The sequence below is a fragment of the Gordonia sp. VNK1 genome, assembly GCF_040049135.1.
GTDB classification, from domain to species: Bacteria; Actinomycetota; Actinomycetes; order Mycobacteriales; family Mycobacteriaceae; genus Gordonia; species Gordonia oleivorans.
Map to the genome: position 1 here is coordinate 257262 of NZ_JBDZDJ010000005.1, position 24169 is coordinate 281430.

Annotated in this window: 18 protein-coding genes and 1 pseudogene; 6 read left to right on the forward strand and 13 right to left on the reverse strand. The window is 67.2% G+C overall.

Features of this window, described 5'->3' with window-relative positions:
- The first annotated feature begins 36 nt into the window (after window positions 1–36).
- Entirely contained in the window at window positions 37–723 is a 687-nt protein-coding gene (locus tag ABLE94_RS08700) for a PIG-L deacetylase family protein (RefSeq protein WP_348802695.1), read from the forward strand.
- 78 nt (window positions 724–801) lie between these two features.
- Here the strand turns inward: ABLE94_RS08700 and ABLE94_RS08705 are convergent, their stop codons facing one another.
- Window positions 802–1764 (reverse strand): L,D-transpeptidase family protein, encoded by a 963-nt coding sequence (locus tag ABLE94_RS08705; RefSeq protein ID WP_348808584.1) that lies wholly within the window; start codon window positions 1762–1764, stop codon window positions 802–804.
- Window positions 1765–1962: 198 nt separating this feature from the next.
- Here ABLE94_RS08705 and ABLE94_RS08710 point away from each other — a divergent pair, with 198 nt between their 5' ends.
- From ABLE94_RS08710 to ABLE94_RS08720, 3 genes and pseudogenes are all read left to right on the forward strand, one after another.
- Entirely contained in the window at window positions 1963–2922 is a 960-nt protein-coding gene (locus ABLE94_RS08710) for a phosphotriesterase family protein (RefSeq protein WP_348802697.1), read from the forward strand.
- A gap of 227 nt (window positions 2923–3149) precedes the next feature.
- Window positions 3150–4652, forward strand: coding sequence for a class I adenylate-forming enzyme family protein (locus ABLE94_RS08715; RefSeq protein WP_348808585.1), 1503 nt, complete (start codon window positions 3150–3152; stop codon window positions 4650–4652).
- 147 nt (window positions 4653–4799) lie between these two features.
- A pseudogene (locus ABLE94_RS08720) lies at window positions 4800–6042 on the forward strand (MCE family protein).
- Here the strand turns inward: ABLE94_RS08720 and ABLE94_RS08725 are convergent.
- The 8 genes from ABLE94_RS08725 to ABLE94_RS08760 form a co-directional block, all read right to left on the reverse strand.
- Window positions 6043–6753: a TetR/AcrR family transcriptional regulator gene (locus ABLE94_RS08725; protein ID WP_348808586.1), complete on the reverse strand. Its 711-nt coding sequence runs from the start codon at window positions 6751–6753 to the stop codon at window positions 6043–6045.
- A gap of 119 nt (window positions 6754–6872) precedes the next feature.
- On the reverse strand, window positions 6873–7922 hold the full coding sequence (locus ABLE94_RS08730) for a phosphotransferase family protein (RefSeq protein WP_425476171.1): 1050 nt from the start codon (window positions 7920–7922) through the stop codon (window positions 6873–6875).
- A gap of 31 nt (window positions 7923–7953) precedes the next feature.
- Complete coding sequence (locus ABLE94_RS08735; protein WP_348808588.1) at window positions 7954–9261, reverse strand: acyl-CoA dehydrogenase family protein; 1308 nt, start codon at window positions 9259–9261, stop codon at window positions 7954–7956.
- 46 nt (window positions 9262–9307) lie between these two features.
- Window positions 9308–10129, reverse strand: a complete 822-nt coding sequence (locus ABLE94_RS08740; RefSeq protein ID WP_348808589.1) for an SDR family oxidoreductase — start codon at window positions 10127–10129, stop codon at window positions 9308–9310.
- A gap of 81 nt (window positions 10130–10210) precedes the next feature.
- Window positions 10211–12070 (reverse strand): ABC transporter permease subunit, encoded by a 1860-nt coding sequence (locus ABLE94_RS08745; protein WP_348802705.1) that lies wholly within the window; start codon window positions 12068–12070, stop codon window positions 10211–10213.
- On the reverse strand, window positions 12067–13251 hold the full coding sequence (locus ABLE94_RS08750; RefSeq protein WP_348802706.1) for a polyamine ABC transporter substrate-binding protein: 1185 nt from the start codon (window positions 13249–13251) through the stop codon (window positions 12067–12069). Before ABLE94_RS08750 ends, ABLE94_RS08745 begins: the two co-directional genes overlap by 4 nt.
- The gene (locus ABLE94_RS08755) at window positions 13248–14378 is read right to left on the reverse strand and encodes an ABC transporter ATP-binding protein (protein WP_348802707.1); all 1131 of its coding nucleotides are present in this window, start codon (window positions 14376–14378) and stop codon (window positions 13248–13250) included. Before ABLE94_RS08755 ends, ABLE94_RS08750 begins: the two co-directional genes overlap by 4 nt.
- Window positions 14375–16024, reverse strand: coding sequence for an amidohydrolase (locus ABLE94_RS08760; RefSeq protein ID WP_348802708.1), 1650 nt, complete (start codon window positions 16022–16024; stop codon window positions 14375–14377). The genes ABLE94_RS08755 and ABLE94_RS08760 overlap by 4 nt, the downstream gene beginning before the upstream one ends.
- A 170-nt stretch (window positions 16025–16194) precedes the next feature.
- Here ABLE94_RS08760 and ABLE94_RS08765 point away from each other — a divergent pair, with 170 nt between their 5' ends.
- Complete coding sequence (locus ABLE94_RS08765; protein WP_348802709.1) at window positions 16195–17583, forward strand: NAD(P)/FAD-dependent oxidoreductase; 1389 nt, start codon at window positions 16195–16197, stop codon at window positions 17581–17583.
- 66 nt (window positions 17584–17649) lie between these two features.
- On the opposite strand, the gene phoH2 is transcribed toward ABLE94_RS08765, so the two are convergent.
- The 4 genes from phoH2 to ABLE94_RS08785 form a co-directional block, all read right to left on the reverse strand.
- Window positions 17650–18957, reverse strand: coding sequence for an RNA 5'-3' helicase PhoH2 (gene phoH2 / locus ABLE94_RS08770; RefSeq protein WP_348802710.1), 1308 nt, complete (start codon window positions 18955–18957; stop codon window positions 17650–17652).
- 463 nt (window positions 18958–19420) lie between these two features.
- Window positions 19421–20293 carry an acyl-ACP desaturase gene (locus ABLE94_RS08775; RefSeq protein WP_348802711.1) on the reverse strand — a complete coding sequence of 291 codons (873 nt, stop codon included), beginning with the start codon at window positions 20291–20293 and terminating at the stop codon, window positions 19421–19423.
- 97 nt (window positions 20294–20390) lie between these two features.
- Complete coding sequence (gene glyA / locus ABLE94_RS08780) at window positions 20391–21668, reverse strand: serine hydroxymethyltransferase (RefSeq protein WP_348803194.1); 1278 nt, start codon at window positions 21666–21668, stop codon at window positions 20391–20393.
- Between the two features lie 117 nt (window positions 21669–21785).
- Window positions 21786–23042: a DUF885 domain-containing protein gene (locus tag ABLE94_RS08785; RefSeq protein ID WP_348802712.1), complete on the reverse strand. Its 1257-nt coding sequence runs from the start codon at window positions 23040–23042 to the stop codon at window positions 21786–21788.
- A gap of 143 nt (window positions 23043–23185) precedes the next feature.
- Between ABLE94_RS08785 and coaA the strand changes: the two genes are divergently transcribed.
- Window positions 23186–24127 (forward strand): type I pantothenate kinase, encoded by a 942-nt coding sequence (coaA, locus tag ABLE94_RS08790; protein ID WP_348802714.1) that lies wholly within the window; start codon window positions 23186–23188, stop codon window positions 24125–24127.
- The last annotated feature ends 42 nt before the right edge of the window (window positions 24128–24169 follow it).

A 24169-nucleotide genomic window follows, 5' to 3' on the forward strand; every position in this document is an offset into this window, starting at 1 on the left:
GGCATCACGGTGGGTGGCCCGCTGTAAGGTCGGTCCATGTCCACCCTCTCCGATTTTCCCGAGGACTGGCACACCGCACTGGTGCTCGTCGCCCATCCCGACGACCCCGAGTACGGGATCGCCGCCGCCGTACGCCGATGGACCGACGAGGGCAAGCACGTCGTCTACGCGCTCGCCTCGAGCGGCGAAAAGGGGATCGCCGGAATGGATCCCGCCGAGGCCGGCCCGCTCCGCGAGAATGAACAACGAATCTCGGCGGCGATCGTCGGGGTCGACGAGGTCGAATTCTGGGGGTACCCCGACAGCGACATCCGCAACAGCGCGACCCTGCGCGCGACCATCGCCGACGCCATCCGCCGTATTCGTCCCGACCTCATCGTGTCGCTCTACGGCGGCACGCACTGGGCCCCCGATGCACCCAATCAGCCCGACCACATCGAGTTCTCGGCCGCGGTCCGCGAGGCATTCTCGGCGTTGGAGCAGGCCGATCGACCGCGGTGGTTGTTCGAGAACGGTCCTGATGCCACGCACGCCGTCCCGGTGAGCGCTACCGACATCGACTCCGCGATCCGGGCTCTGGCGGCCCACCGCGTCTATCTGGAAGTCCTCGATCCCGACACGCCGGTCGCCGAGCAGGCCCGCGCACAGGTCGATCAGATGACCGCCGCCCGACCGGACTACGACGGCCGCCGCGCGGTGGGATTCGCAGCGAAGCTGTTGTGACACAGTGCGATACACGCAGCGACGCCGCCGATCATCACGATCGACGGCGTCACCTCGTCACCGATGAGTCTGTGTGCGTTATCCACCCGCTCCCAGCAGCGCCGGCAGCAGTCCGACGAGCTGACCGAGCAACTGGGTCAACGCATTCGAGCCGAGGTCACTGGTACCGGGGGTGGTGGTACCCGGAGTCGTCGTTCCCGGAGTGGTCGTACCCGGAGTCGTCGTACCCGGCGTGGTCACCGCGGGCGCGGTGCCGGTCGGTGCTCCCTGGTTCACGCCGATGGTGATCTTGGGACGTTTGGCCGGGTCGAGCCAGACGAGGATGTTGCGCAGCACCTCCTTGTCGATGGCCACACATCCCATCGTCGGTTCGCCGGTGCTGGCGTGCAGGAAGATCGCCGACGCCTTGCCCGGGATACGCTGCGGGTTGGACGCGATGTTCACCGCGTAGTCGTAGGCCGCGCCGGAGTTGTACAGGTTCTCACTGTCACCGCCGGGGCTCTGCACCTGGCGTACGTGGGTGTTGTAGGTCGGCGACTTCATGTCCGAGTCCCACCAGTCCTGGGTGTCGGTCTTGAAGTACGGCATTTTGGTGCCCGGGTTGGCCAGTCGCCCGAAGGCCTGATCCAGGGCGAAGGTGCCCTCCGGCGTCCGGTAGACATTGTCGGCCGCCTGACCCATTCCGAGTTCGCCGAGGTAGGCCTTCGTCGGCCCGAAGACCGGCTTCCACGTTCCGCTCGCATCCTTCTCGAACGCGGTGAGTGTGCCGGTCTCGTCGCTCGCATTCGGAGCGGTGACCACGATCATCTGGCTGGTGTCACCGGAGGTCGCGCCGTCGCCGGAACCACTACCCGACAACGTGTTCATAATCCCGTCGACCTCGGGGATACCGGTCTGCGGAATGCTGATCCCCCCGGGCAGCGTGGCACCGGCACCCGGCGTCGTCGTGGGTGTCGTGGTTTCCGGTGCGGCGACCGCGTGGCCGGCTCCACCGGCGAGCGCGGCGAACAGCGCAATCACCAGTAGTCCCAAAAACCTCATTCGCCTCATCAGTAACTTCTGCACCACACCAGTGTGACAAAAGGCAAGAGGCGTTGAGTCTCGCGATGGTCACGGTGCGGCATGAATCCGATCACCCATGCCCTTGAACTTGAACTCACACTCAATTACGCTGGCCTGACCGTGACGCAGACCACATTCGGACGTCGCGGGGATACCGCTCGCAGCGAAGGGAAGCGCATGTCCGCCGTCAACACCGTCACCGGCACCATCGACTCGGCCGATCTCGGCCGCACGCTGATCCACGAACACGTCTTCGTGCTCGGTGAGGAGTTCCGCGAGAACTACCAGTACGACTGGGACGAGGAGCAGAAGATCGCCGAGGCCGTGCGTGACCTCACCGAACTCAAGTCCCTCGGCATCGACACGATCTTCGATCCGACCGTGCTCGGCCTCGGCCGCTACATCCCCCGCATCCAGCGCATCGCCGAACAGATCGACCTCAACATCGTCGTCGCCACCGGCGTCTACACCTACAACGACGTCCCGTTCCAGTTCCACTACACCGGCCCGGGCCTGCTTTTCGACGTCGACGAGCCGCTGGTCACCTACTTCGTCACCGACCTGACCAAGGGAATCGCCGACACCGGCGTCCGCGCCGCCTTCCTGAAATGCGCCATCGAGGAACCCGGCCTGACGCCCGGCGTCGAACGCGTCATGCGGGCCGTCGGGCAGGCCAGTGTGCAGACCGGTGCGCCGATCACCGTGCACACCAACCCGCACACCGAGTCGGGCCTGGTCGCCCAACGCGTCCTCGCCGAGGAGGGCGCCGACCTCACCAAGGTGGTCATCGGCCACTCCGGCGACAGCACCGACCTCGACTATCTGATGAAGATCGCCGACGCCGGGTCGATTCTCGGGATGGACCGGTTCGGCCTCGACGTCCTGCTGCCCTTCGACGACCGCATCAACACCATCGTCGAGCTCGTCAAGCGCGGCTACGCCGACCGCATCGGCCTCGCCCACGACGCATCCTGCTTCATCGACTGGTTCGACCCGGAGGACAAGCGGAAAGTGGTGCCCAAGTGGAACTTCCGGCACATCAGTGAGGACGTGCTGCCGGCGTTGCGCGAACGCGGTGTCACCGACGAACAGATCACCACGATGCTCGTCGACGTCCCACGCCGCTACTTCGAATGAGCCACGCGATCACCCACTCCCCGACCCCGCCCGATGAAGGAACATCACTGATGGCCAATCCCGTTGCCGCACTGCCTTACTGGCCACACTGCCGACCAGGAGAGCACTGATGGCCAATCCCGTTGCCGCACTGGTTCACCGGCCACGCCGTCGAGAAGGAGAGCACTGATGGCCAATCCCGTTGCCGCACTGGTTCACCGGCCACACCCTCGAGAAGGAGAGCACTGATGGCCAACCCCGTTGCCGCACTGTGGCGCGGCGCCGAGCACCACCCCGACCGCATCGCGGTGCGCAGCGGGGCACGCACCCTCACCTACGCCGAACTGGTCGATCACATCGCGTGTGCAGCAGCCGATTTCCGAAGCAGAGGCGTCACCCCCGGCGACCGCGTCCTGCTCATCGCTCCGACGATCCCGGAGTTCGCCATCACCTACTATGCCCTGCACACCGTCGGCGCCACCGTCATCACCGTGAATGTGATGTCCACGGCACCCGAGATCGAGTATGTGACAACCGATTCCGGGACCTCGATGATCGTGGCGTGGCAGGACTGCGCCGACGCCGCCCGCCGGGTCGCCGACTCGGCTGGCCTGCCGCTCGTCGTGGTCGAACCCTGTGAGAACACCGACACCGACACCGACCGGGTGAGCACCTATGTGGACCGGGATGACAACAGCACGGCGGTCATCCTCTACACCTCCGGCACCACCGGCCGACCCAAGGGTGCGCAGCTCAGTGTCGCGAACGTCGATGCCGCACCACAGGCCTTCCGCCCCGCCCTGCGACTGGGCGAACAGGAACGCTGGGCCACCGCCCTCCCACTGTTCCACTGCTTCGGTCAGGTGGTCGTCATGCACGGCGCACTCACCTGGGGCGGCACTCTGTCGCTGCTGAGCCCGTTCTCGCCGCGCGAGTTCATGGATCGCCTGCGCGACGAGCAGATCACCATCGCGTGCGGGGTGCCGACGATGTGGAATGCCATGCTGCACGTCACCACCGGCTACCGCCCGGACGACTTCACGCATCTGCGGCTCGCCTGCTCGGGTGGAGCGTCGTTGCCCGGCGAGGTGATCCGCGCCTTCGAGGAGCGCTTCGGTTGTTCCATCCTCGAGGGTTACGGACTCACCGAGACCGCGGGTACCGCAACGTTCCGCAACCTGGACGGACCGGCCAAGGTCGGCACGGTCGGTACCGCCCTACCCGGATTCCGCATCGAGGTGCGCGACCCCGAGGGCCGGGTGGTGCCCGACGGCCAGGTCGGTGAGATCGTCATCTCCGGCCCGACCGTGATGACCGGCTACTGGAACCGACCCGAGGCCACCGCGGCCGACCTCGTCGACGGCTGGCTCAAGACCGGCGATCTCGGATCGATGGACGCCGACGGCGACGTCCGAATCGTCGACCGCGCCAAGGACCTGATCATCCGGGGTGGGTACAACGTCTATCCCCGCGAGGTCGAGGAGGTGCTCTACGAACACCCGGATATCGTCGAGGTGGCCGTGATCGGCGTTCCCGACGATCATTACGGCGAGGAGATCGCGGCGGTGATCGCGCCGCGTCCGGGCACCGAGATCGACATCGAGGCGTTGCGTTCCTGGGCCAAGGAACGGCTGTCGGCGTACAAGGTGCCGCGGATCATCCACTGTGTGGACGCGCTGCCGAAGGGCGCGACCGGCAAGATCCTGAAACGGGCCATCGACCGGGATCCCCTGAGCGCCACGGTGAGGTGACGCGCCACAGCGATCGGTGAGTGTGGCCGCCGCTACTGTGCGAGTCGGTGCGCGGCCACATCACCGAGCCCTTCCCCACCGAACTGACCGACGAGTAGGGTTACCGAGTCCCGGTCGGGGACAGGAAGGGTCGGGTCCCCGCGGCACATGCCACCTCTCAGTCGTCTTGCGCGCCTCCAGATTGCGGCGATTCTCATCATCGGGCTCGCCGTGAGCGTGTTCGCCGGAATCCGGTATGTGCATCTCAATCGACTGGCCGGCATCGGGGTCTACACCGTCACCGCGTCGCTCCCGGACTCCGGTGGCATCTTCACCAACGCCGAGGTGACCTACCTCGGCGTACCGGTCGGGCGGGTGGGTGACCTGCGGTTGACCGCCGACGGCGTCGACGTGGAGATGATCCTCGGCCCCACAGGTCCCCGCATCGTCGGTGGCGGTGGTGGCCAACCGTTCGGCCATCGGCGAGCAGTACATCGATCTGCAACCCGCCGCGATCGACGGCGAATATCTCACCGATGGGGCGTCGGTCACGCGATCGTCGGTACCGCCTCGCCTCGAGGATGTGGTGTCGTCGGCGATCGATCTCACCTCGTCGATCCCGCTCGATGACCTGCACACCGTGATCACCGAGCTGGGTACGGCCTTCGCCGGGCAACACGAGAACCTCCCGCGACTGGTCGATTCGCTGTCGGCGCTGGCCGCCGCCGGTGCCGACAATCTGCCGCAGACCATCGGGCTGATCCGTGACGCCGACGTCGCGCTGGCCACCCAGGAGGATCAGGCCGACGCGATTCTCACGTGGTCACGCGGACTCGACGTCGTCACCGCGACCCTGGCGACCGCCGATCCCGACCTGCGGCGACTGTTGACGACCGGTTCGGCCTCGGCCACCGAGATCTCTGCCCTCGTGCAGAACAACGGTGATGACCTCGCGACCGTGGTCCGTCAGCTCGCCGACACCGCAGGCACCATCGAACCGGCCACCTACACCACGGCGACCACCTTTTCACTGCTGTCGCTGTTGTCCGGCGGTGCCCACTCCCCTGCCCCCGGGGATGGTCAGATCCACTTCGGCATCGTGCTCGAGACCAACAATCCGCCGGCATGCACCCGGGGATACGAGAGCACGCAGCGGATGATCGACGAGTTGACACGCAAGAACCCGCAGTTCGACATCCGCTACGACGATTTCCCGTTCAACACCGATGCCCATTGCGATGTGCCGCTGGGCAATCCGACGGGAGTGCGAGGCGCCGCCCGCACCGTCTACGCCGATCCCGACACCGCACAGCCGTGGGATGCCACCCCCAAGAAGGACCCGGACAAGCTCAACCTCACTCCGCTGGCGCAACAACTGGCGACACTGATGGGTGTGCGCCCCGTCCGATGATCACCGCGTGTCGGGATGATTCAGCCCGATCGCATTGGCCCACAGCCGGGTTGCGGTGAATACGAGCTGATCCATGTCGGCGCCGCCCGTGTCCGGACCGCCCGTGTCCGGGTCGACTCCGACGGCGAACGCCTGATAGGCCATTCGAGAAACCATGCCCGAGAGCGCACTTGCCGCCGCGAGCGGATCGAGGTCGGGGTCGGCCAGGCCGCGCTCCTGGAGTTCGGCGACGTGCCGTGCATTGCGCAGGGCGAAGACCTGTCCACGCGCACGGCGCTTCTCGCGGAACTCGGGAATGTTGGCCGACACCTGCTCGAGCACCAGCCGCAGTTTCGCATTGCGCTTGTACGCCTCGAAGTAGGCGCGGTTGGCCGCCTCGAGAACCGCGATCGGATCGTCCTGCTGTCCCGGCTCGACGTGCGGATAGCCTGGATGCAGCATGTCCTCGTGTGCAAGGGCCAGCACCGCGTCGAGGATCTCTTCCTTGCTGTCGAAGTAGGTGTAGAAGGTGCCGGTCGAACACTTCGCCTCGGCGGTGATGTCGGTCAGCCGCGCATCCGAGAAGCCGTCGCGTTCAAAGATCCGGCGGGCCGCCGCGATCAGCGCCGACCGGGTCCGCTCACCGCGGGCGGTGACGGGCGGTGCCTTGTCGGCCTGCGTCACCGCCAGCGGCGGCAGCGGATCGCGATCAGTGGTCTCGCGTGCGGTCATGACGTCATCATCTCAGGCCCGAGGCCGAATTCACATTCATGACCGTCCCTTCTCATCCAGGTCTGCCCGTGTCGTCACAGCCGATGTCGTCGCAGCCGGTGTCGTGACAGCCGGTGTCGTCACAGCCCGGCGGCGTCGGCGACCGTTGTCGCCTTGGCGACGAGTCCGTCGATCACCGCCGTGGTCGGTACACCTGCCGCGGCGCGGTTACCGGGATTGTCCTGCGCGCGCCGGAGTACGCCTTCGGCGATGATGGCCACCTTCCACAATCCGAGCGCATGCCAGAATCGCAGGGCCTGGGCGTCGCGGCCGGTGCGCTCGAGGTAGGAGGCCGCCAATCGGTCTCGGTCCGGGAAGCCGTCGAGCAGTTCTACCGGCGCGGCGCTGAGCGGCGCCTCCCCGGGTGCCGGCCAGTACGCAAGGGTGCTGCCGATGTCGGCGAGCGGATCACCGAGGGTGGACAGTTCCCAGTCGAGTGCCGCGCGGACGTGCCCATCGCCCGGGTCGACCATGACGTTGCGAATATGGAAGTCGCCGTGCACCAATCGGGTTTCGCGTTGTTCGGGAACGTTCGCCGACAGCCGCGCGGTCAGCGCGTCGAGTTCGGGGACCTCCCGCGTCTTCGACTTCTCCCACTGTGCACTCCACCGCTTCAGTTGCCGTGCGGCATAGGGTTTGTGACCGGCCAGATCCGACAGGCCCACCGTGTCGATGTCGACGGCATGGATCTTCGCCAGCGTGACCACCATCGACTCGCCGACGGCGGACCGCGTTGCCGGCGACAGCGCCGTCGCCTTGTCCATCGAGTCCAGGACGACGCCGTCGACGAACTCCATCACCACCAGCGGTACCGGGGCGACGGCCGCGTCGTCGCACACTCCGAGGATGCCGGGCACCGGAACGTCGGTGGTGGACAAGGCCGACAGTATCCGTGCCTCGCGGACCACGTCATGGGCCGACGCGAGCAGATTGCCCACCGGCGGCCGACGCAGCACCCACTTCGCGCCGGCCTCGTCGGCGAGCAGGTAGGTCAGATTCGACTGGCCGAAACCGACTCGCGTGCATGTCGATTCACCCTGCGGTTCGACCCCGATGCCACCGAGCCAGGCGACCAGGGCGGCGGCGTCGACCTCCGGGATGACCGCCAGCCCCGAGGCCGGCGCACTCACGTCACTCACTGTGATTCCTTCCCGACGGTGCTCAGTACCGCGCCGAGAGCGCGTCGTCGGACACCCCGGCCACCGTCTCGGGCACCGTGGCCGCGTCCCGGTAGCTGCGGAGTTCGCGACGGGCGATGGCCCGCTTGTGCACCTCGTCCGGTCCGTCGGCCAGACGCAGGGTGCGGATGTGCGCGTAGGCCATGGCGAGCGGGAAGTCGTCGGTGACGCCCCCACCGCCGTGCACCTGGATGGCCCGGTCGATGATCTTGAGCGCCATGCTCGGTGCGGCGACCTTGATGGCGGCGATCTCGGTGGCCGCGGCCTTGTTGCCGACGGTGTCCATCATGTAGGCGGCCTTGAGCGTGAGCAGACGCACCATCTCGATGTCGATGCGCGCCTCGGCAATCCAATCCTGGATGTTGGCACGGTCGGCGATCGGACGACCGAAGGTGGTGCGTTCGGTGGCGCGCTTGCACATCAGTTCCAGGGCCCGTTCGGCCATGCCGATGGTCCGCATGCAGTGATGGATGCGGCCCGGACCCAGTCGTGCCTGCGCGATGGCAAATCCCTCGCCTTCGCCCTTGAGCACGTCGGTCGCCGGCACCCGGACACTGTCGAAGATCAACTCGCCGTGACTTTCCCGGTCGACGTAGCCGAAGACCGGCAGGTTGCGCACGATGGTGAGTCCGGGGGCATCCGATGGCACGACCATCATCGACTGCTGCCGGTGCGTCGGGGCACTCGGGTCGGTCTTGCCCATCACGATGAGCACCTTGCAGTCCGGGCGAACGGCGTTGGAGGCGAACCACTTCCGGCCGTTGAGTACGTACTCGTCGCCGTCGCGGACCATCTGCAGTTCGATGTTGGTGGCATCCGAGCTCGCCACCGCGGGCTCGGTCATGGCGAACGCCGATGCGATCTCGCCGTCGAGGAGGGGCTGCAGGTACTTCTTCTTGTGCTCGTCGGTGCCGAAGAGGGTGAGCACCTCCATGTTCCCGGTGTCGGGGGCGTTGCAGTTGAACACCTCCGACGCCCAGCCGACCCGGCCCATGATCTCGGCGAGGTGCGCGTACTCCAGATTGCTCAGCCCCGGCCCCTGTTCCGCGTGCGGATGGCCGTCATGATCGTTCCCGCTCGCACCGCTCCCGGCGAACCAGAGATTCCACAGGCCTTCGGCCTTTGCCTTCTGCTTCAGCTCGATCAGAATATCCGGTGTCGCATGGGGATTCGACGACTCGCGCATCTGCTGTTCATAGACCGCCTCGTTCGGATAGACGTAGGCGTCCATGAAGGCGAGCAGCTTCTGCCGGTACTCCTCGGCGCGCGGTGAGGGCTCGAACAAGGTCATTGTTCCTCCTGATAGAAAAAAGGGTTGAGGTGTGGGGCCGGCGATCTCACGAATCGGCGGTCGCGAGCAGCGACTGCTGGAAGCGGCGCATTCCGCGCAGCCACCGGTCATAGTCGGATCCCTTGTGCCGGTACATCTCCAGTACCTCCGGATGCGGCAGGATCAGGAAGTGCTCGGCAACGATGGCGGCCAGTACGACGTCGGCGACGTCGTCGGCGTCGAGGACCGCACCGGCGGTCTCCACGGCGCGCTGCATGAGGCGTTCCCCGGGGTCGTCGCCGCCGGCGTCGGGCCGTAGGAGTTTGGTGTCGACACCCATCGGGCACAGGCAGCTCACCCGGACACCGGCGTCACCGTAGGTGGCGCTGAGCCATTCGGCGAATCCGACCGCGGCGTGCTTGGTCACCGAGTACGTCGCCGATCCGAGCTGGGTCAGCAGGCCCGCGGCCGATGCGGTGCTGACGAAGTAGCCGCTGCCCCGCCCGGTCCATTCGGGGACGAGGCGCCGTGCGGCGCGGATGTGCGCCATCAGGTTGACGTCGATGACGGTGGCCCAGTCGGCGTCGGTGGCGTCGAGACCGGACTTGCCGCCGATGCCGGCGTTGGCGAAGTACATGTCGACCGGGCCGAATGACGCCTCGGCGGCGGCGATGGCCTCGTCGATGTGGGCGTCACTGGCGGCGTCCCCGGAGACCGCGATCGCCGACCCACCGTCGGCCGTGATCGCGGCGGCGGTGGCGGCGACCGCGTCGGCATCGAGGTCGGTGACCACCACGCGCGCACCGGCCCGACTCAAGCCCTTCGCGATCGCTCCCCCGATACCGCCGCCCGCTCCGGTGACGATGGCGACTGTGTTCTGGATCTCCATGAACCGACCGTACTTGAACCCGGTTTCAAGTTCAAGCAGGTCGGTTCACGTCGGCGCGGTTCCCTCGGAGGGTCCCGGTGCTCACCCGATCATCTTGGCCATCGACGTCGAGTCCTCCCCGGATCGCCGCAGGATGAGCCCGGACAACGCGAGCACCACCAGGGTGAGGAGCAGCATCAGGGTCGACATCGCCGCGATCTCCGGGCGCAGCGCGACACGGACCGACGAGAAGATGTACACCGGCCACGGGGTGTAGCCCGGCTGCTGCACGAACGACGAGATCACCACGTCGTCGAGGCTGAAGGTGAAGGCCAGCATCATGCCGGCGAACACCCCCGGCATGGCGGCCGGTGCGATGACGTGCCGCAGGCGGGCGAGCGGCGACGCGTAGAGGTCGGCGGCGGCCTCCTCCAGCGACGGATCGAGCGCCGCGATGCGCGCCCGGACGATGAAGGTGACCACCACCATCGACACCACCGCATGCGAGATCACCAGGCGGACCAGGCCGTTGTTGAACGGCACGATGCTCCAGTCCACGCCGAGCGTCACATACCAGGGCAGGAAGGCCACCGCGTCGGCGATGTCGGGGGTCACCAGCGTGACGGTCAGCAGACCGAGCAGACCGACCGACCACCACCGCGGCCGGCGTGACATCCCGATCGCGATGCCCGCGAAGGAACCCAGCACGGTGGCGAGCAGCGCCGAGAGCAACCCGACCTCGAGGGACACCTTCACCGACTGCAGGATCGTGTCATTCCCGATGGCGTCGGTGTAGGCACTCAGCCCGAACCCCTCGAACGAGCTGAGCACCCGGCCGGTGTTGAACGAGTAGACGACGATCACCAGGATGGGCAGGAACAGGAAGAGGTACACCAGCACCGCCCACACCTTCAGGCAGATGCTGTACCAATCCGTCTGTGTGCGTAGCGGTGTCATCCGCAACGGGGCCAGCGGCGGCAGCGAGCCGGCATCACCGGCCGGCGCGGGCAGCGTCACCGCGAACGGTCCCCGATCCAGCGCCACCGCGATCCCCTTGATGACCACTCCGACGATCACCACACACGCCAGCACGACCAGCATGAGCGACACCGTCATCGCCGAGCCGAGCGCCCAGTTCTGGGCGGTCTCGAACTGGGCCGCGATCATCTGACCGGCCATCGTGCCCTTGGCGCCACCGAGGACCGACGGGGTGACGTAGTCACCCATCAGCGGGATGAACACCAGCAACGCACCGGAGACGATGCCCGGGGACGCCAGTGGCAGGGTGATGCGGAAGAACGTGGTCACCCGGTTGGCGCCGAGATCGCGTCCGGCCTCCCGCAACGACACCCCGGCCCGGTCCATCGCGACGAACAGCGGGAACACCATCAGCGGCAGGTAGTTGTAGACGACACCGATCTGCACCGCGGCGCGCGTGTAGAGGATGCCGAGTTCGCCGAGGCCGACGCTCTGCATCAGACCCGACAGCCAGCCCGACGGTGCCAGGGTGATCTGCCAGCCGATGGTGCGGACCAGGAAGTTGGTGAAGAACGGGATGATGATCAGGGCGAGGTAGACCGGACGTCGACGCGGATTCGATTTCACCGCAAGCCAATACGCGAACGGGATACCCACCAGCAGCGAGATCACCACCCCGGTGACCGCGATGCCGAGAGTGTTGACGAAGGTCGAACGGTAATCCGCGCCGAAGGCCTCGGAGTAGCGGCCGAAGCCCAATTGGTCGGTGGCGTAGGTGGTGAACTGATCGGGTTTGTAGCCGAAGCTGTACCAGATCACCAGCGCCAGCGGGATCACGAAGAAGAAGACCAGGTACGCCCAGGCCGGGAAGGTGAGGCCACCGGCACCGAAGATCCGCTGCCGCAGTGGGGGTTTCGGGGTGGGGATGGACTCGGGTTCGGGCGCGGCGTGGCGGGGACCGCCCGGGGTGGTGACTGTGGTCATCGGGCGCTCCTCGCCTGCATCTGGTTCAGGATCTCGGTCCGTTCCTGGGTGGCCGAGTCGACGTTGGCCGACACCAGCCGGTTGACAACCTCGTCGGGTGGGAACAGCAGATCCGGGAAGTCGAGGTCGGCCGCCCGCCCCTTCTCCGCAAGTCCTTTCACACCGGTCTGATAGCCGATGTATTCCATCTCGCGGAAGGAGACCTCCGGATCGAGCATGTAGTTGATGAATTCGTGTGCGGCGACCGGGTGTTGGGTGCCCCGCACGATGGAGAAGTTGTCCACGAACAGGTTTGCGGTGGGCAGCGGATAGACGAAGCCCCACGCGTCGGGGTCGTCCTCCTCCGACAGGGTCAGGCGCGCATCGCCGTTCCACGCCTGCAGCAGGGTGTAGGCACCGCCGGAGACCACCGAGGTGATCGACGAGTTGTATCCCTGCACCGTTGGCGCGAGCTCGTTGACGAGCAGTGCGCGCGCGGCGTCGAGGTCCTTCTGTTCGGTGGTGTTGGGGTCGATGTTCAAGGCGCCCATGGCAATCGAGACGACCTCCCACGGGTCCTCGAGCACGCTCACCTTGCCACGCGCCGGGCCCCGGGCGAGTTCGATGAAGTCGCGCCAGGTGGTCGGCGTGGTGGCGGTGAGGTCCTTGCGGTACATGAAACCGGTGGTGCCCCAGTCCTTACACGCCCCGTACCGTGACTGCGGATTCCACGACGGGTTGAAGAAGCGTTCCTCCAGATTCGCCAGGTTCGGGATGCGGGAGTGGTCGAGCGGGTCGAGCAGTCCGTGCTCCACCATCTGCGGAATGTAGACACCGGTCGGCACCACCACGTCGTAGCCCGAGGTGCCGCGTGCCGCAGCGAGTTTGGCGATCATCTCCTCGTTGGAGCCGAAGGAGTCGACCTGCAGGGTGAGCCCGACCTCATCCTCGAAGGCCTCCAGATCGGCCGGGTCCTCGTAGTCACCCCAGCTGTAGTAGTTGAGTCGGTTCTCGGTGGTGTCACCCATCGGCGCCGACCCGGCCACCTTGTGGCTGCCGCCGCAGGCCGAGACGGCCACTCCGGCGGCCGCCACCCCGATGCCGGCCAGGAAGCTGCGGCGGCTGATCCGCGTCACACTCGCCCGCGGGACGAGGGCATTGACGGTGGCCGAATCCGTGTGAGATCGGTTGCGGCCCTTCACTTGGCGTACACCCGGGTGTCGGCGGCGGCGAAGGTCGCGGTCACGTGCTGCCCCTCGTGCAGCGGCGGGAAGTTGCGGGTCGCGCCGCGGACGAGGATCTCGGTGCCGGCGTCGGTGGTGACCACGACCTGAGTGAGGTCACCGAGGAAGGACACCCCGGAGGCCGTGCCCGACACCACATTGTCGGCCGCGTCGATGTCGGCCTGGCCCTCGGCGAACCAGATCGCCTCCGGACGCACCGCGACCACCAGTTCGCCGGTGAGGTTGTCGACGTCGCCGGAGGCGGCGAACGCGCCGTCGGTGGTCTGCACCCGTCCGTCCACGTAGCCGCCGGTGACGTCGAAAAAGGTTTGTTTGCCGATGAAGTCGGCGACGAACCGGTTGACCGGGGCCGCGTAGATCTCCTGCCCCTGGCCGACCTGGGCGATGTGGCCCTCGCTCATCACGACGATGCGGTCGCTCATCGAGAGCGCTTCCTCCTGGTCGTGGGTGACGAAGATGAAGGTGGTGCCGAGCTCCTTCTGCAGGAGTTTGAGTTCGATCTGCATCTCCTCGCGGAGTTTGCGATCCAGCGCGCTCATCGGTTCGTCGAGGAGCAGGACGTCGGGCCGGTTGGCCAGTGCCCGCGCCAGCGCCACACGCTGCTGCTGACCACCCGACAGCATCGACGGTTTGCGGTCGGCGAAGCGGGTCATCTGCACCAGTTCGAGTGCGTCGGCGACGCGCCGGCCGATCTCCTTCTTTCCGACCTTGCGTTGGCGCAGCCCGAATCCGACGTTCTGGGCCACCGACATGTGCGGAAACAGGGCGTAGGACTGGAAGACGGTGTTCACCGGCCGCCGTTCCGGTGGCACGTCGATGATCGAGGCACCGTCGAGCGAGATGTCACCGGCGGTGGGTCGTTCGAAGCCGGCGAGCATGCGCAGCAGCGTCGTCTTGCCGCAGCCCGACGGCCCGAGGAGCGACACGAATTCGCCTGCGGCGACGTCGAGGTCGATGTCGGTCACGGCGACGTGCCCGTTGTCGTAGACCTTGGTGATCCCGCGCAGGCTGACCGCTCCGCGTGGTGCGGAGCCGTCCGCCGGGACGGTGTCCGGGCTGTGGGGGGCGTCGGGAAGTGCGGTCATGTATCGGGCCTTTCATGGACGATGACACCGTCGGCGACGACGAGATCGGATCGGGTCTGCCAAAGCGAATCACTGGGCTCGGAGAACGGATTGCGGTCGGCGACGACGAGATCGGCGACGGCGCCGATCCGGATCGTGCCGCTGCGGTCGCGGCGGTTGATCCGGGCGGAACCGCGGGTGTAGGCGCCGAGTGCGGTGACCAGGTCCAGGGCCTCGCCGGGAAGCAGTGGTGGGCGCTCGGAATCCGGTTCGACGCGGTTGACCGCCACCGAGATCGCCGCCCACGGGTCCGGCGTCGACACCGGCCAGTCACTGCCGGCGACCATCGTCGCGCCGGTGGCGGCCAGTGAGGCGAACGGATAGTGCCATCGGTAGCGGTCCGCGCCGATCGCGGGATGCACGAGCGCGGTCATCGAGTCGTCGTTGCACGCCCACAGCGCCTGCATGTTGACCGCGACGTCGAGGTGGGTGAAGCGTTCGATGTCGTCGGGGCGGACGAGTTGGACATGTGCGATGTGGTGGCGACCGGGGGTGATGCCGTTCGCGCGCCGCGCGGCGGTCATCGCGTCGAGGGCGGCGGTGACCGCGGCGTCCCCGATGGCGTGGAAGTGGATGTCGAGTCCCGCCGCGTCGCAGGCGATCACGGCCGCGGTGAGGACCTTCTCGTCGAAGTAGGCGAGTCCCGATCCGACCGGATCTCCGCCGCAGGTGCAGTACGGTGCCGACATCAGTGCCGTCTGGTTCTCGACGACCCCGTCGACCATGATCTTCACCGCGGGCATGCTCCAGCGTCGCCCGGCCGTGCGGTCGCGGCGGTTGACGAACTCGGCGACCACGTCGTCGATGTCTCCGAGGGTCGTGCCGCGCGGCAGCCAGGATGCTCCGACGACGCGCCCGGTGAGCCGTCCCGCGTCCTCGGCCGCCGCATAGGTGCGTGCGAGGTCGGTCATCCCCGGGTAGTCACCGACGATGGCCTCCTGCCAACCGGTGACGCCCAGAGAATGCAGATAACGCTGGGCGGTCGCCAGCCCCGCCGCCTGCTCGGCGTCGCCGGGCGGCGGGATCAGCGCCGACACCAGATCCATCGCACCCTCGTGCAGGGTGCCGGTGGGAGTGCCGTCGGTGTCTCGTTCGATGCGGCCGTCGGGCGGGTCCGGGGTGTCCGCATCGATCCCGGCGAGGTGCAGGGCACGGGAGTTGACCCATGCGCCGTGGTGGTCGCGGTTCAGCAGAAAGGCGGGGCGGTCGGGCACCACCGCATCCAGTGCCGCGGCCGTCGGGCACCCGCGGTCGAAATGGCTCATCGACCACCCCGATCCGGCGATCCATTCGCCGTCATGACCGGCGGCGTGGGCGGCGATCGTCGCGATGGCACTCGAGGCGTCGACGGCGTCGGTCAGGTCGCAGGCATTGCGGTCGATCCCCGCCGAGAGTGCGTGGATGTGGGCGTCGGTGAAGCCGGGATGCAGCAGACGTCCGGCCAGGTCGATGTCTGCGGCGTCGGGAATGACCTCGCGCACCCGCCGCACGTCACCCAGGGCGATCACCCGTCCGTCGCGCACCCCGACGGCCAGGTCGGGGTGCACGCGGCGACCGTCGAAGACCGGTCCCGAGTGGAACACGGTGTCCGGGAGAGCTCGTGACACGGGCGGACCGGGTCCTTCCTGTCGTGCATCCGATCCGATACCGCCCATGCGGTCGAACTGGCGTAATCATCAGTCTGACTGGATAATCGTCACGGATTTCGTGGCTGAATGCCACATCGGCGACTGATTATTAATGTGCTCGCAACATTCGCTCGAATACGGTGATGGATATGCGCAACGGCGACGTGTCCTTCTGGCACACCACCCTCGACGAACTCCCCCGCCGATCGGCCCTGCCCGGGAATCTCGATGTCGACATCGCGATCGTCGGCGGAGGGCTCACCGGGCTCTGGTCGGCCTACTACCTGGCCCGCACGCTGCCCGACGCCCGGATCGCCGTCCTCGAACGCGAGTTCTGCGGCTTCGGTGCGTCCGGCCGCAATGGTGGTTGGCTGTCGGCCGAGGTGGCGGGCAATCGGGCGCGTTACGCCGCGATCGCCGAGTCGAGGGGCCGCGACGGCCTCGACGCGAACCGTCGGCTCACCGCGACGATGCGCGCCGGCGTCGACGAGGTCCTCGACCGCATCGAGGAGGAGGGCATCGACTGCGATGCTGTGAAGTCCGGTGTGCTGCACATCGCGCGGTGCGCCGCGCAGGAGCGCAGGCTCGGCGACGACCTCGAGCACGAGCAGCGTTTCGGTGGGCAGTGGGATCTCCTCGACGCGGCGGCACTGCGCGACCGGCTGGCCATCCCCGGCGCCCGCGCCGCCATGTTCTCGGCGCAGTGCGCGCGGGTGAATCCCGCCAGACTCACCGCCGGGGTGGCCGCGGCGGTCGAACGCTCCGGCGTGTCGATCTTCGAGAACACGCGCGTGCTCGACGTCGCGCCACGCCGGGTGTCCACCGATCACGGCGTCGTCTCCGCCGAGACCATCCTGGTGTGTCTCGAGGGTTTTACGCCCACCATGCCCGGGTGGCGGCGTCGGCTGCTGCCGATGAACTCGTCGATGATCGTCACCGAGCCGCTGCCCGAGCATGTCTGGGACGAGATCGGTTGGGCCGGGGCAGAATTGCTGGGCGAGACGGCGCACGCCTACACCTACTCCCAGCGCACCGCCGACGGCCGGATCGCGTTGGGCGGCCGGGGCGTCCCGTATCGGTTCGGCTCCGGCGTCGACGATCACGGGCGCACCCAACAGCGCACCATCGATTCGCTGGTCCGCGCGCTGCACGAGATGTTCCCGGCCACCCGCGACGTGGCGATCGCCCACGCGTGGTGCGGGGTGCTCGGGGTGAACCGGGACTGGTCGGCGACGATCGGCTACGACCCGGTCACCGGGATCGGTTCGGCCAGTGGATATGTCGGCTCGGGACTGACCACCACCAATGTCGCCGGCCGCACCCTGCGTGACCTCGTCGTCGGTGATCGGACGGAGCTGACCACGCTGCCGTGGGTGGGTCACCATACGCGACGGTGGGAACCCGAACCGTTGCGCTGGCTCGGTGTCGCGACCATGTATGCCGCCTACCGCGGCGCCGATCGCAGAGAGCTCGCGAGCGCCTCGCCGACGAACGATCTCGTTGCGCGCCTGGCGGATCGGGTGTCCGGTCGGGCGTGAGACCGCCATCAACGCACCGACCGCGCCATCCCGTGGAGTCGAGGATGGCGCGGTCGGTGTGGGACGTCAGTATGCAGCGCCCGGAGCGAACTCCTCGAGCACCTCCGTCACCAGCGCGGCGATCGGTGAACGCTCGCTGCGGGTGAGGGTGATGTGGGCGAAGAGCGGATGGCCCTTCAACTTCTCGATGACGGCGGCGACACCGTCATGCCGGCCGACGCGCAGGTTGTCACGCTGGGCGACATCGTGGGTCAGTACGACGCGCGATCCGGAGCCGAGTCGGGAGAGCACCGTCAGCAGCACGTTGCGTTCCAGCGACTGCGCCTCGTCGACGATGACGAACGAATCGTGCAACGACCGTCCACGAATGTGGGTGAGCGGCAACACTTCCAGCATGCCACGGGAGAGCACCTCCTCGATGACCTCGGTCGACGCCAGGCCTTCGAGGGTGTCGAAGACGGCCTGCGCCCACGGCCCCATCTTCTCCGCCTCACCACCGGGGAGATAGCCGAGCTGTTGTCCGCCAACGGCATACAGCGGACGGAAGACGACGACCTTACGCTGGGTGCGGCGTTCGAGCACCGCCTCGAGCCCGGCACACAGTGCCAGTGCCGACTTTCCGGTGCCGGCCTTGCCGCCGAGCGAGACGATACCCACGCTGTCGTCGAGCAGCAGGTCGAGGGCGACCCGCTGTTCGGCCGAACGACCATGCAGCCCAAAGGCTTCCCGGTCACCGCGGACGAGCTGGATCTGCTTGGCCTCGTTCACCCGGCCGAGAGCGCTCGACGATCCGTGGCCGACCAGCCGAACACCGGTGTGGCACGGCAGTTCTCGGGCCTCGTCGATATCCACGACACCCTCGGCGAACAGGGTGTCGATGGCCGGCGACTCGACCTCGAGTTCGGTCATCCCCGACCATCCCGAGACCACCACATCCTGGGCGTGGTATTCGTCGGCGTCGAGTCCGACGGCGCCGGCCTTTACGCGCAGCGGGGTGTCCTTGGAGACCAGCGTGACGTGTTTGCCCTCGGCCCGAAGATTCAGGGCGCATGCGAGAATCCGCGAATCGTTTGTCTCGGTGCGGAATCCCGACGGCAGGACGGCGGGATCGGTGTGATTGAGCTCCACCTGAAGGGTGCCGCCCGCCTCGCCGATCGGGAACGGGACGTCGAGGCGGCCGTGTTCGAGGCGGAGGTCGTCGAGGAGCCGCAAGGCCTCACGTGCGAACCAGCCGAGCTCGTGGTGGTGACGTTTGCCCTCGAGTTCGCCGATGACCACCAGTGGAAGAACCACATGGTGTTCGGCGAAACGCGTGACCGCCCAGGGATCAGAGAGCAGGACGGAGGTGTCGAGGACGTAGGTGCGTGTGGTCACGTGGGCTCCTACGTTTGTGCGGCGCCCGCACAAACCAGTTCAAGTGGGCCGGTCGGTTCTCGTGTCTTCAGCGGCGTGGGCCGGTGAGGACGAGGACCGGGGCCGGCCCTCTCGCGCTGCTGTTGCAAACCACGAATCGAACCTCCCGGACGAACCGCTTCCCCGCGGCCCGTCACTGGTCAACGTACGCGGAATGGCGCGGCGCGGCGCGTCGGAAAGGGTGTGTCGGCGTGAATTTCGCGTTAACGGCGCTATCGTGGGTCCCAGTGACGTCCGGGGCCGCCACGACGGTGAAATCCGTGTTCAGAGCGGGTTTCTCCCACCACACTCCCACTTCTCACCCTTCCCCGACCGCACCTGATTCGCTGGTGAACCGAGTGAAAAACACCACTGCCGGTCCCGCGGTGCGGAACCGGCAGTGGTGTCGGTCGATCGTGTGGTGCCTGCTCGGCGACCCGGTTGCTCAGCGACCGGCCAGCGCGAGGATGCGCCCCCGCGCGGCCTCGGCGTCGTCACCCAGGCCCTGCACGCTGTCGAGCTTGAGGGCATCGGCCAGGGACGCGGCGATCGCGGCGTGCGTCTCGTCGTTCTCGTACCCGGCGATCAGGGCCCGCTCGGCGTCGAAGTCGTCGATGTCGAAGCCGAGCGGCTCGACCGTCAGACGCGTGAGCGCCTTGTCGACGGCGATGACGGTGGCGTCCTGATCGGCGACCAGCGCGGCGTTGAGGAAGTTGGCGAAGGTGGTCGCCTGCAGTGCATCGTCACCGGAGATCTTGGCGAGGATCTGGAGGTAGTTGTCGTCGACGACGGCGCCCGCATGCTTCTTGATGAACTGCACGCACTGGTACTCGTGCACCGCCATCAGAGCGAGGACGTCGAGCGGGCCGAGTTCGGCGACGGCCTGCGGGTTCTGCCGGTACCCCTTGGTGACGTGCTCGCGGCGACGTTCCTCGGAGTCGACGGGGTCGATGGCGCGGGTGACCACGAGGTAGTCACGCAGCACCACGGCGTGGCGGTTGTCCTCGGCGGTCCAGACACCGACGAGCTGTCGCCAGTCGGAGAAGGCCGGGAAGTACTTGGCCAGCACCCGGTGGAAGGACGGCAGATTGTCCTTGGTCAGCAGCAGCGCCAGGGCTCCGGCACGGGCCTCGTCGGACAGCGTGCCCTGGGACGGATCCCAGTCGTCGCCGCCGAGGAAGGCGAAGTTGCGGCCGTCGTCCCACGGCACCCAGTCGTGCGGGTTCCACACGGTGGCTGCCGCCGCGTGGTCCTCGGCGATCTCGGGAAGCGCCTTCTCGAGCGCGATGATCAGGTCGTCTTCGGTGAGTGCGTTCATCGCGATACAGGATACGGATTCGTCACGGCTGTGGGCAATCCGGACATGGGGCAATCCGGACATGGGGCAATCCGGTGATATCGAGGACCGCCCCAGATCAGATGCGGCTCATCAGGCCCCAGGACTCGAGCCCGTCGTAGAGCGGGAAGTCCAGCGCCAACTGCGACACCCGCGCGCGGAGTGCGGAGACGTCGGCGGAGGTGCCCGCGGCCAGCGCGGTGGCAATGATATCGGCGACCTCGGTGAACTGCTCGTCGCCGAAACCGCGGGTGGCCAGCGCGGGCGTTCCGATCCGCAGACCGGAGGTGACCATCGGGGGGCGCGGGTCGAAGGGGACGGCGTTGCGGTTGACGGTGATGCCGACCTCGTGGAGCAGGTCCTCGGCCTGCTGGCCGTCGAGCGGGCTGTTGCGCAGGTCGACGAGCACCAGGTGCACATCGGTGCCGCCGGTCAGCACCGACACGCCGGCCTTGCTGACGTCCTCGCCGGTCAGACGCTCGGCGAGGATCTTCGCGCCCGACAGTGTCCGACGCTGACGCTCGGCGAACTCCTCGGTGCCGGCGATCTTCAACGCGACGGCCTTGCCGGCGATGACGTGCATGAGCGGGCCGCCCTGCTGGCCGGGGAACACCGCCGAGTTGAGCTTCTTGGCCCATTCCTGCTTGGCCAGGATGATGCCCGAACGCGGTCCGCCGAGTGTCTTGTGCACGGTGGAGGACACGACGTCGGAGGCGGGCACCGGGTTCGGGTGCAGGCCGGCGGCGACGAGACCGGCGAAGTGGGCCATGTCGGTCCACAGATAGGCGCCCACCTCGTCGGCGATCGAGCGGAATGCGTCGAAGTCCAGGGTGCGGGGGTAGGCCGACCAGCCGGCGACGATCACCTTGGGGCGGGTGTCGAGGGCGATCTTGCGGACCTCGTCCATGTCGACGCGGAAGTCTTCCTTGCTGACTCCGTAGAAGGCGTTCTCGTAGAGCTTGCCGGAGAAGTTCAGCCGCATGCCGTGGGTGAGGTGACCGCCGTGGGCCAGATCGAGGCCGAGCAGAGTTTCGCCGGGGCTCATCAGCGCCATCAGGACCGCGGCGTTGGCCTGCGCGCCCGAGTGCGGCTGCACGTTGGCGAAGTCGGCACCGAACAGTGCCTTGGCACGGTCACGCGCGATGTCCTCGACGACGTCGACGTACTCGCAACCGCCGTAGTAGCGGCGACCGGGATACCCCTCGGCGTACTTGTTGGTCAGGACGCTGCCCTGCGCCTGCAGGACCGCGCGCGGCACGAAATTCTCCGACGCGATCATCTCCAGCGTGTCGCGCTGCCGGCTCAGCTCGCCGTTCATCGCCGCGGCGACATCGGGGTCGAGGTCGGCCAGCGACATCGCGTTCACAGACTGTTCGGAGGTGACGTTGTCGGTCATGCCCGCAAGTCTATGGCCCGAGGCCCCCGCCGACGAAGTGGGTGCTCACCTGCCGTCGCCGGTCCGATAGCTGCGGCGTCAGGATTCACCGAGTTCGGCGCGCAGGGACGCCGGGATCAGCGGTTCGTCGAGGAGCCGACCGAACCGTGCGGACCGGTCAGCTCCGGCGATCCCCGGCGCGGACGAGTCGAGCCAGCGCTGCAGCAACCGGTACCCCTCCACATAGGTGGAGATGTAGGCCCGCCACAGCGGCGAGGTGAGGAAGCGCAGCATCTGCCGGGCGCGGGGTTCAGGGGCCAGTAGCCACCGCTGCAGGAATGCCGCGACCGTGTCGGTGTCGGCATGCTGATCGTGCAGGAGCAGGGCCGCGTCCTGCCGCACGCCGAGCAGGCCGGCGGTGGCGCGCGAAACCCGTTGGGCGCGTTCGCCGTCGAAGCGGAGTCCGAGGTCGGCGTAGATCTCGGCGGCCCAGGTCCCCCACTCGGGGCCGATGATCGCGCCGAGCGCGTGGTCGGCGAGTCCCTCGGCCATCAGGCACTGCGGGGTGTTCACCAGGAAGATCGTCTGCTCGGTCTGGCCACCGCCGACGAGGCGTTGTTCCTTGCGGCAGTGCTCGGTGTGATGGCCCGGGTACGCCTCATGCGCGATCAGGTGCGGAAGGTTCGACATGTGCTGAGTCAGGTCGACGTTGATCGCCACCCGCGACCGATAACCGCCGAGGTAATAGTTGAAACCCGACCACGGTTTGTCGGTGACCACCTCGAAGTCGACGATCTCGGAGTCCGGCAACGGGTATGCCTCCCGCACCTTTTCGCGCAGCGCGCCACTGAATTCCCGAACGCATTCGTCGACGCGGTCCGCGGGGATCTCGTCGGCGCGGCGATAGGCGGCGTAGGCGTCGGTCAGTTGCGCTCCGGTCGTACCCTCTACGCCCAGTGCGGCGGCGAGTTGACCGTGCGCCGCCCGGTAGTCGTCGGTGTCGCCGAGGGCGATGTCGACGTCGAAGTAGGCACGTACCTCGTCGACGAAACCGATGTCCTCGCCGGCGAACTTGCGCGCCGAACATTCCAGCGCCCGCAGGTGCGCGGCGATGAACGCGGCGCGATCGTCGTCGAGATCGCCGGGGAGATCGGCGAGCAGGCCGCGGGCGGTGTCGGCGAGACGGGCTGGTTCGGGTGCGGGGGCGGCCTGAACCTCGGCGCGCAGTTCGGGATCTCCGGTGAATGCGTCGACGAACCCTTCCTCGATGCGATCGAAGGCGAGCCCGAGCCGGAGGTAGTCGATGACGAGCGTCGACTCGGCAGAGGCGACCGTCTCCCCGTGGGAACGTGACATGACACCGAAGGCTACCGATGGCCGGCAGATTGCGCCCGGATGGCGCGCAGGGTGTGCCCTGTCCACTCGGTCAGGTGGGCCTTATAGGGTGTACGCATGATTCGCACCTCAGCAGCGGCCGTTTCGGGTCCGAGGCAGGGCTGATGGCACGTCACTCGAGCGACCGGGATCCCAGTCTGTACATGGAACTGGACCGCAAACAGTGGCGTGAACTGCGTGAATCGATGCCGATGGTGCTCAACTCGGATGAACTCGATCAACTCGTCGGTCTCGGTGAGCAGATCGATCTGACCGAGGTCGCCGAGGTCTATCTGCCGCTCTCGCGTCTGATCCACCTGCAGGTGGCGGCGCGGCAACGGTTGTTCGCGGCGACGTCGACCTTCCTGGGTGATCGTCGTACCGACAAGCAGGTGCCGTTCATCATCGGCATCGCGGGTTCCGTCGCCGTCGGGAAGTCGACGACGGCGCGTGTTCTCGCCGCCCTGTTGGCGCGGTGGGAATCGCACCCCAAGGTCGACCTGGTGACGACCGACGGATTCCTGTTGCCGACCGCGGAGCTCGAACGCCGAGCCATCATGCATCGCAAGGGTTTTCCCGAATCGTACGATCGTCGGGCATTGTTGCGGTTCGTCACCGAGGTGAAGTCGGGGGCGCGTGAGGTGACGGCGCCGGTGTACTCGCACCTCACCTACGACATCGTGCCCGACGTCCGTCATTACATCCGGCAGCCCGACATCCTGATCTTGGAGGGTCTCAACGTCTTACAGACGGGCGAGACGCTGATGGTGTCGGACCTCTTCGACTTCTCCATTTACGTCGACGCCAAGACCGACGACATCGAGAAGTGGTACGTCTCGCGGTTCCTGCAGATGCGGTCGACGTCGTTCTCGGACCCGAATTCGCATTTCCACCACTATGCCTCGTTGACCGACGAGCAGGCCACCATCGCGGCCCGCGACATCTGGACCTCGATCAATCTGCCCAATCTGCGGGAGAACATCCTGCCGACGCGGCCGCGCGCGACGCTGGTGTTGCGCAAGGACACCGACCATTCGATCAATCGGGTGCGGCTGCGCAAACTGTGACGGGCGTGGGCCCACCGACGACGACCGCGGCCGCGCGGACGA

Bases quoted from the DNA above. Each gene is read 5' to 3' on its own strand.
- ABLE94_RS08700 (WP_348802695.1), top strand. From the start codon at position 37: ATGTCCACCCTCTCCGATTTTCCCGAGGACTGGCACACCGCACTGGTG.
- ABLE94_RS08705 (WP_348808584.1), bottom strand. From the start codon at position 1,764: ATGAGGTTTTTGGGACTACTGGTGATTGCGCTGTTCGCCGCGCTCGCC.
- ABLE94_RS08710 (WP_348802697.1), top strand. From the start codon at position 1,963: ATGTCCGCCGTCAACACCGTCACCGGCACCATCGACTCGGCCGATCTC.
- ABLE94_RS08715 (WP_348808585.1), top strand. From the start codon at position 3,150: ATGGCCAACCCCGTTGCCGCACTGTGGCGCGGCGCCGAGCACCACCCC.
- ABLE94_RS08725 (WP_348808586.1), bottom strand. From the start codon at position 6,753: ATGACCGCACGCGAGACCACTGATCGCGATCCGCTGCCGCCGCTGGCG.
- ABLE94_RS08735 (WP_348808588.1), bottom strand. From the start codon at position 9,261: ATGACCTTGTTCGAGCCCTCACCGCGCGCCGAGGAGTACCGGCAGAAG.
- ABLE94_RS08740 (WP_348808589.1), bottom strand. From the start codon at position 10,129: ATGGAGATCCAGAACACAGTCGCCATCGTCACCGGAGCGGGCGGCGGT.
- ABLE94_RS08745 (WP_348802705.1), bottom strand. From the start codon at position 12,070: ATGACCACAGTCACCACCCCGGGCGGTCCCCGCCACGCCGCGCCCGAA.
- ABLE94_RS08755 (WP_348802707.1), bottom strand. From the start codon at position 14,378: ATGACCGCACTTCCCGACGCCCCCCACAGCCCGGACACCGTCCCGGCG.
- ABLE94_RS08765 (WP_348802709.1), top strand. From the start codon at position 16,195: ATGCGCAACGGCGACGTGTCCTTCTGGCACACCACCCTCGACGAACTC.
- ABLE94_RS08775 (WP_348802711.1), bottom strand. From the start codon at position 20,293: ATGAACGCACTCACCGAAGACGACCTGATCATCGCGCTCGAGAAGGCG.
- glyA (WP_348803194.1), bottom strand. From the start codon at position 21,668: ATGTCGCTGGCCGACCTCGACCCCGATGTCGCCGCGGCGATGAACGGC.
- ABLE94_RS08785 (WP_348802712.1), bottom strand. From the start codon at position 23,042: ATGTCACGTTCCCACGGGGAGACGGTCGCCTCTGCCGAGTCGACGCTC.
- coaA (WP_348802714.1), top strand. From the start codon at position 23,186: ATGGCACGTCACTCGAGCGACCGGGATCCCAGTCTGTACATGGAACTG.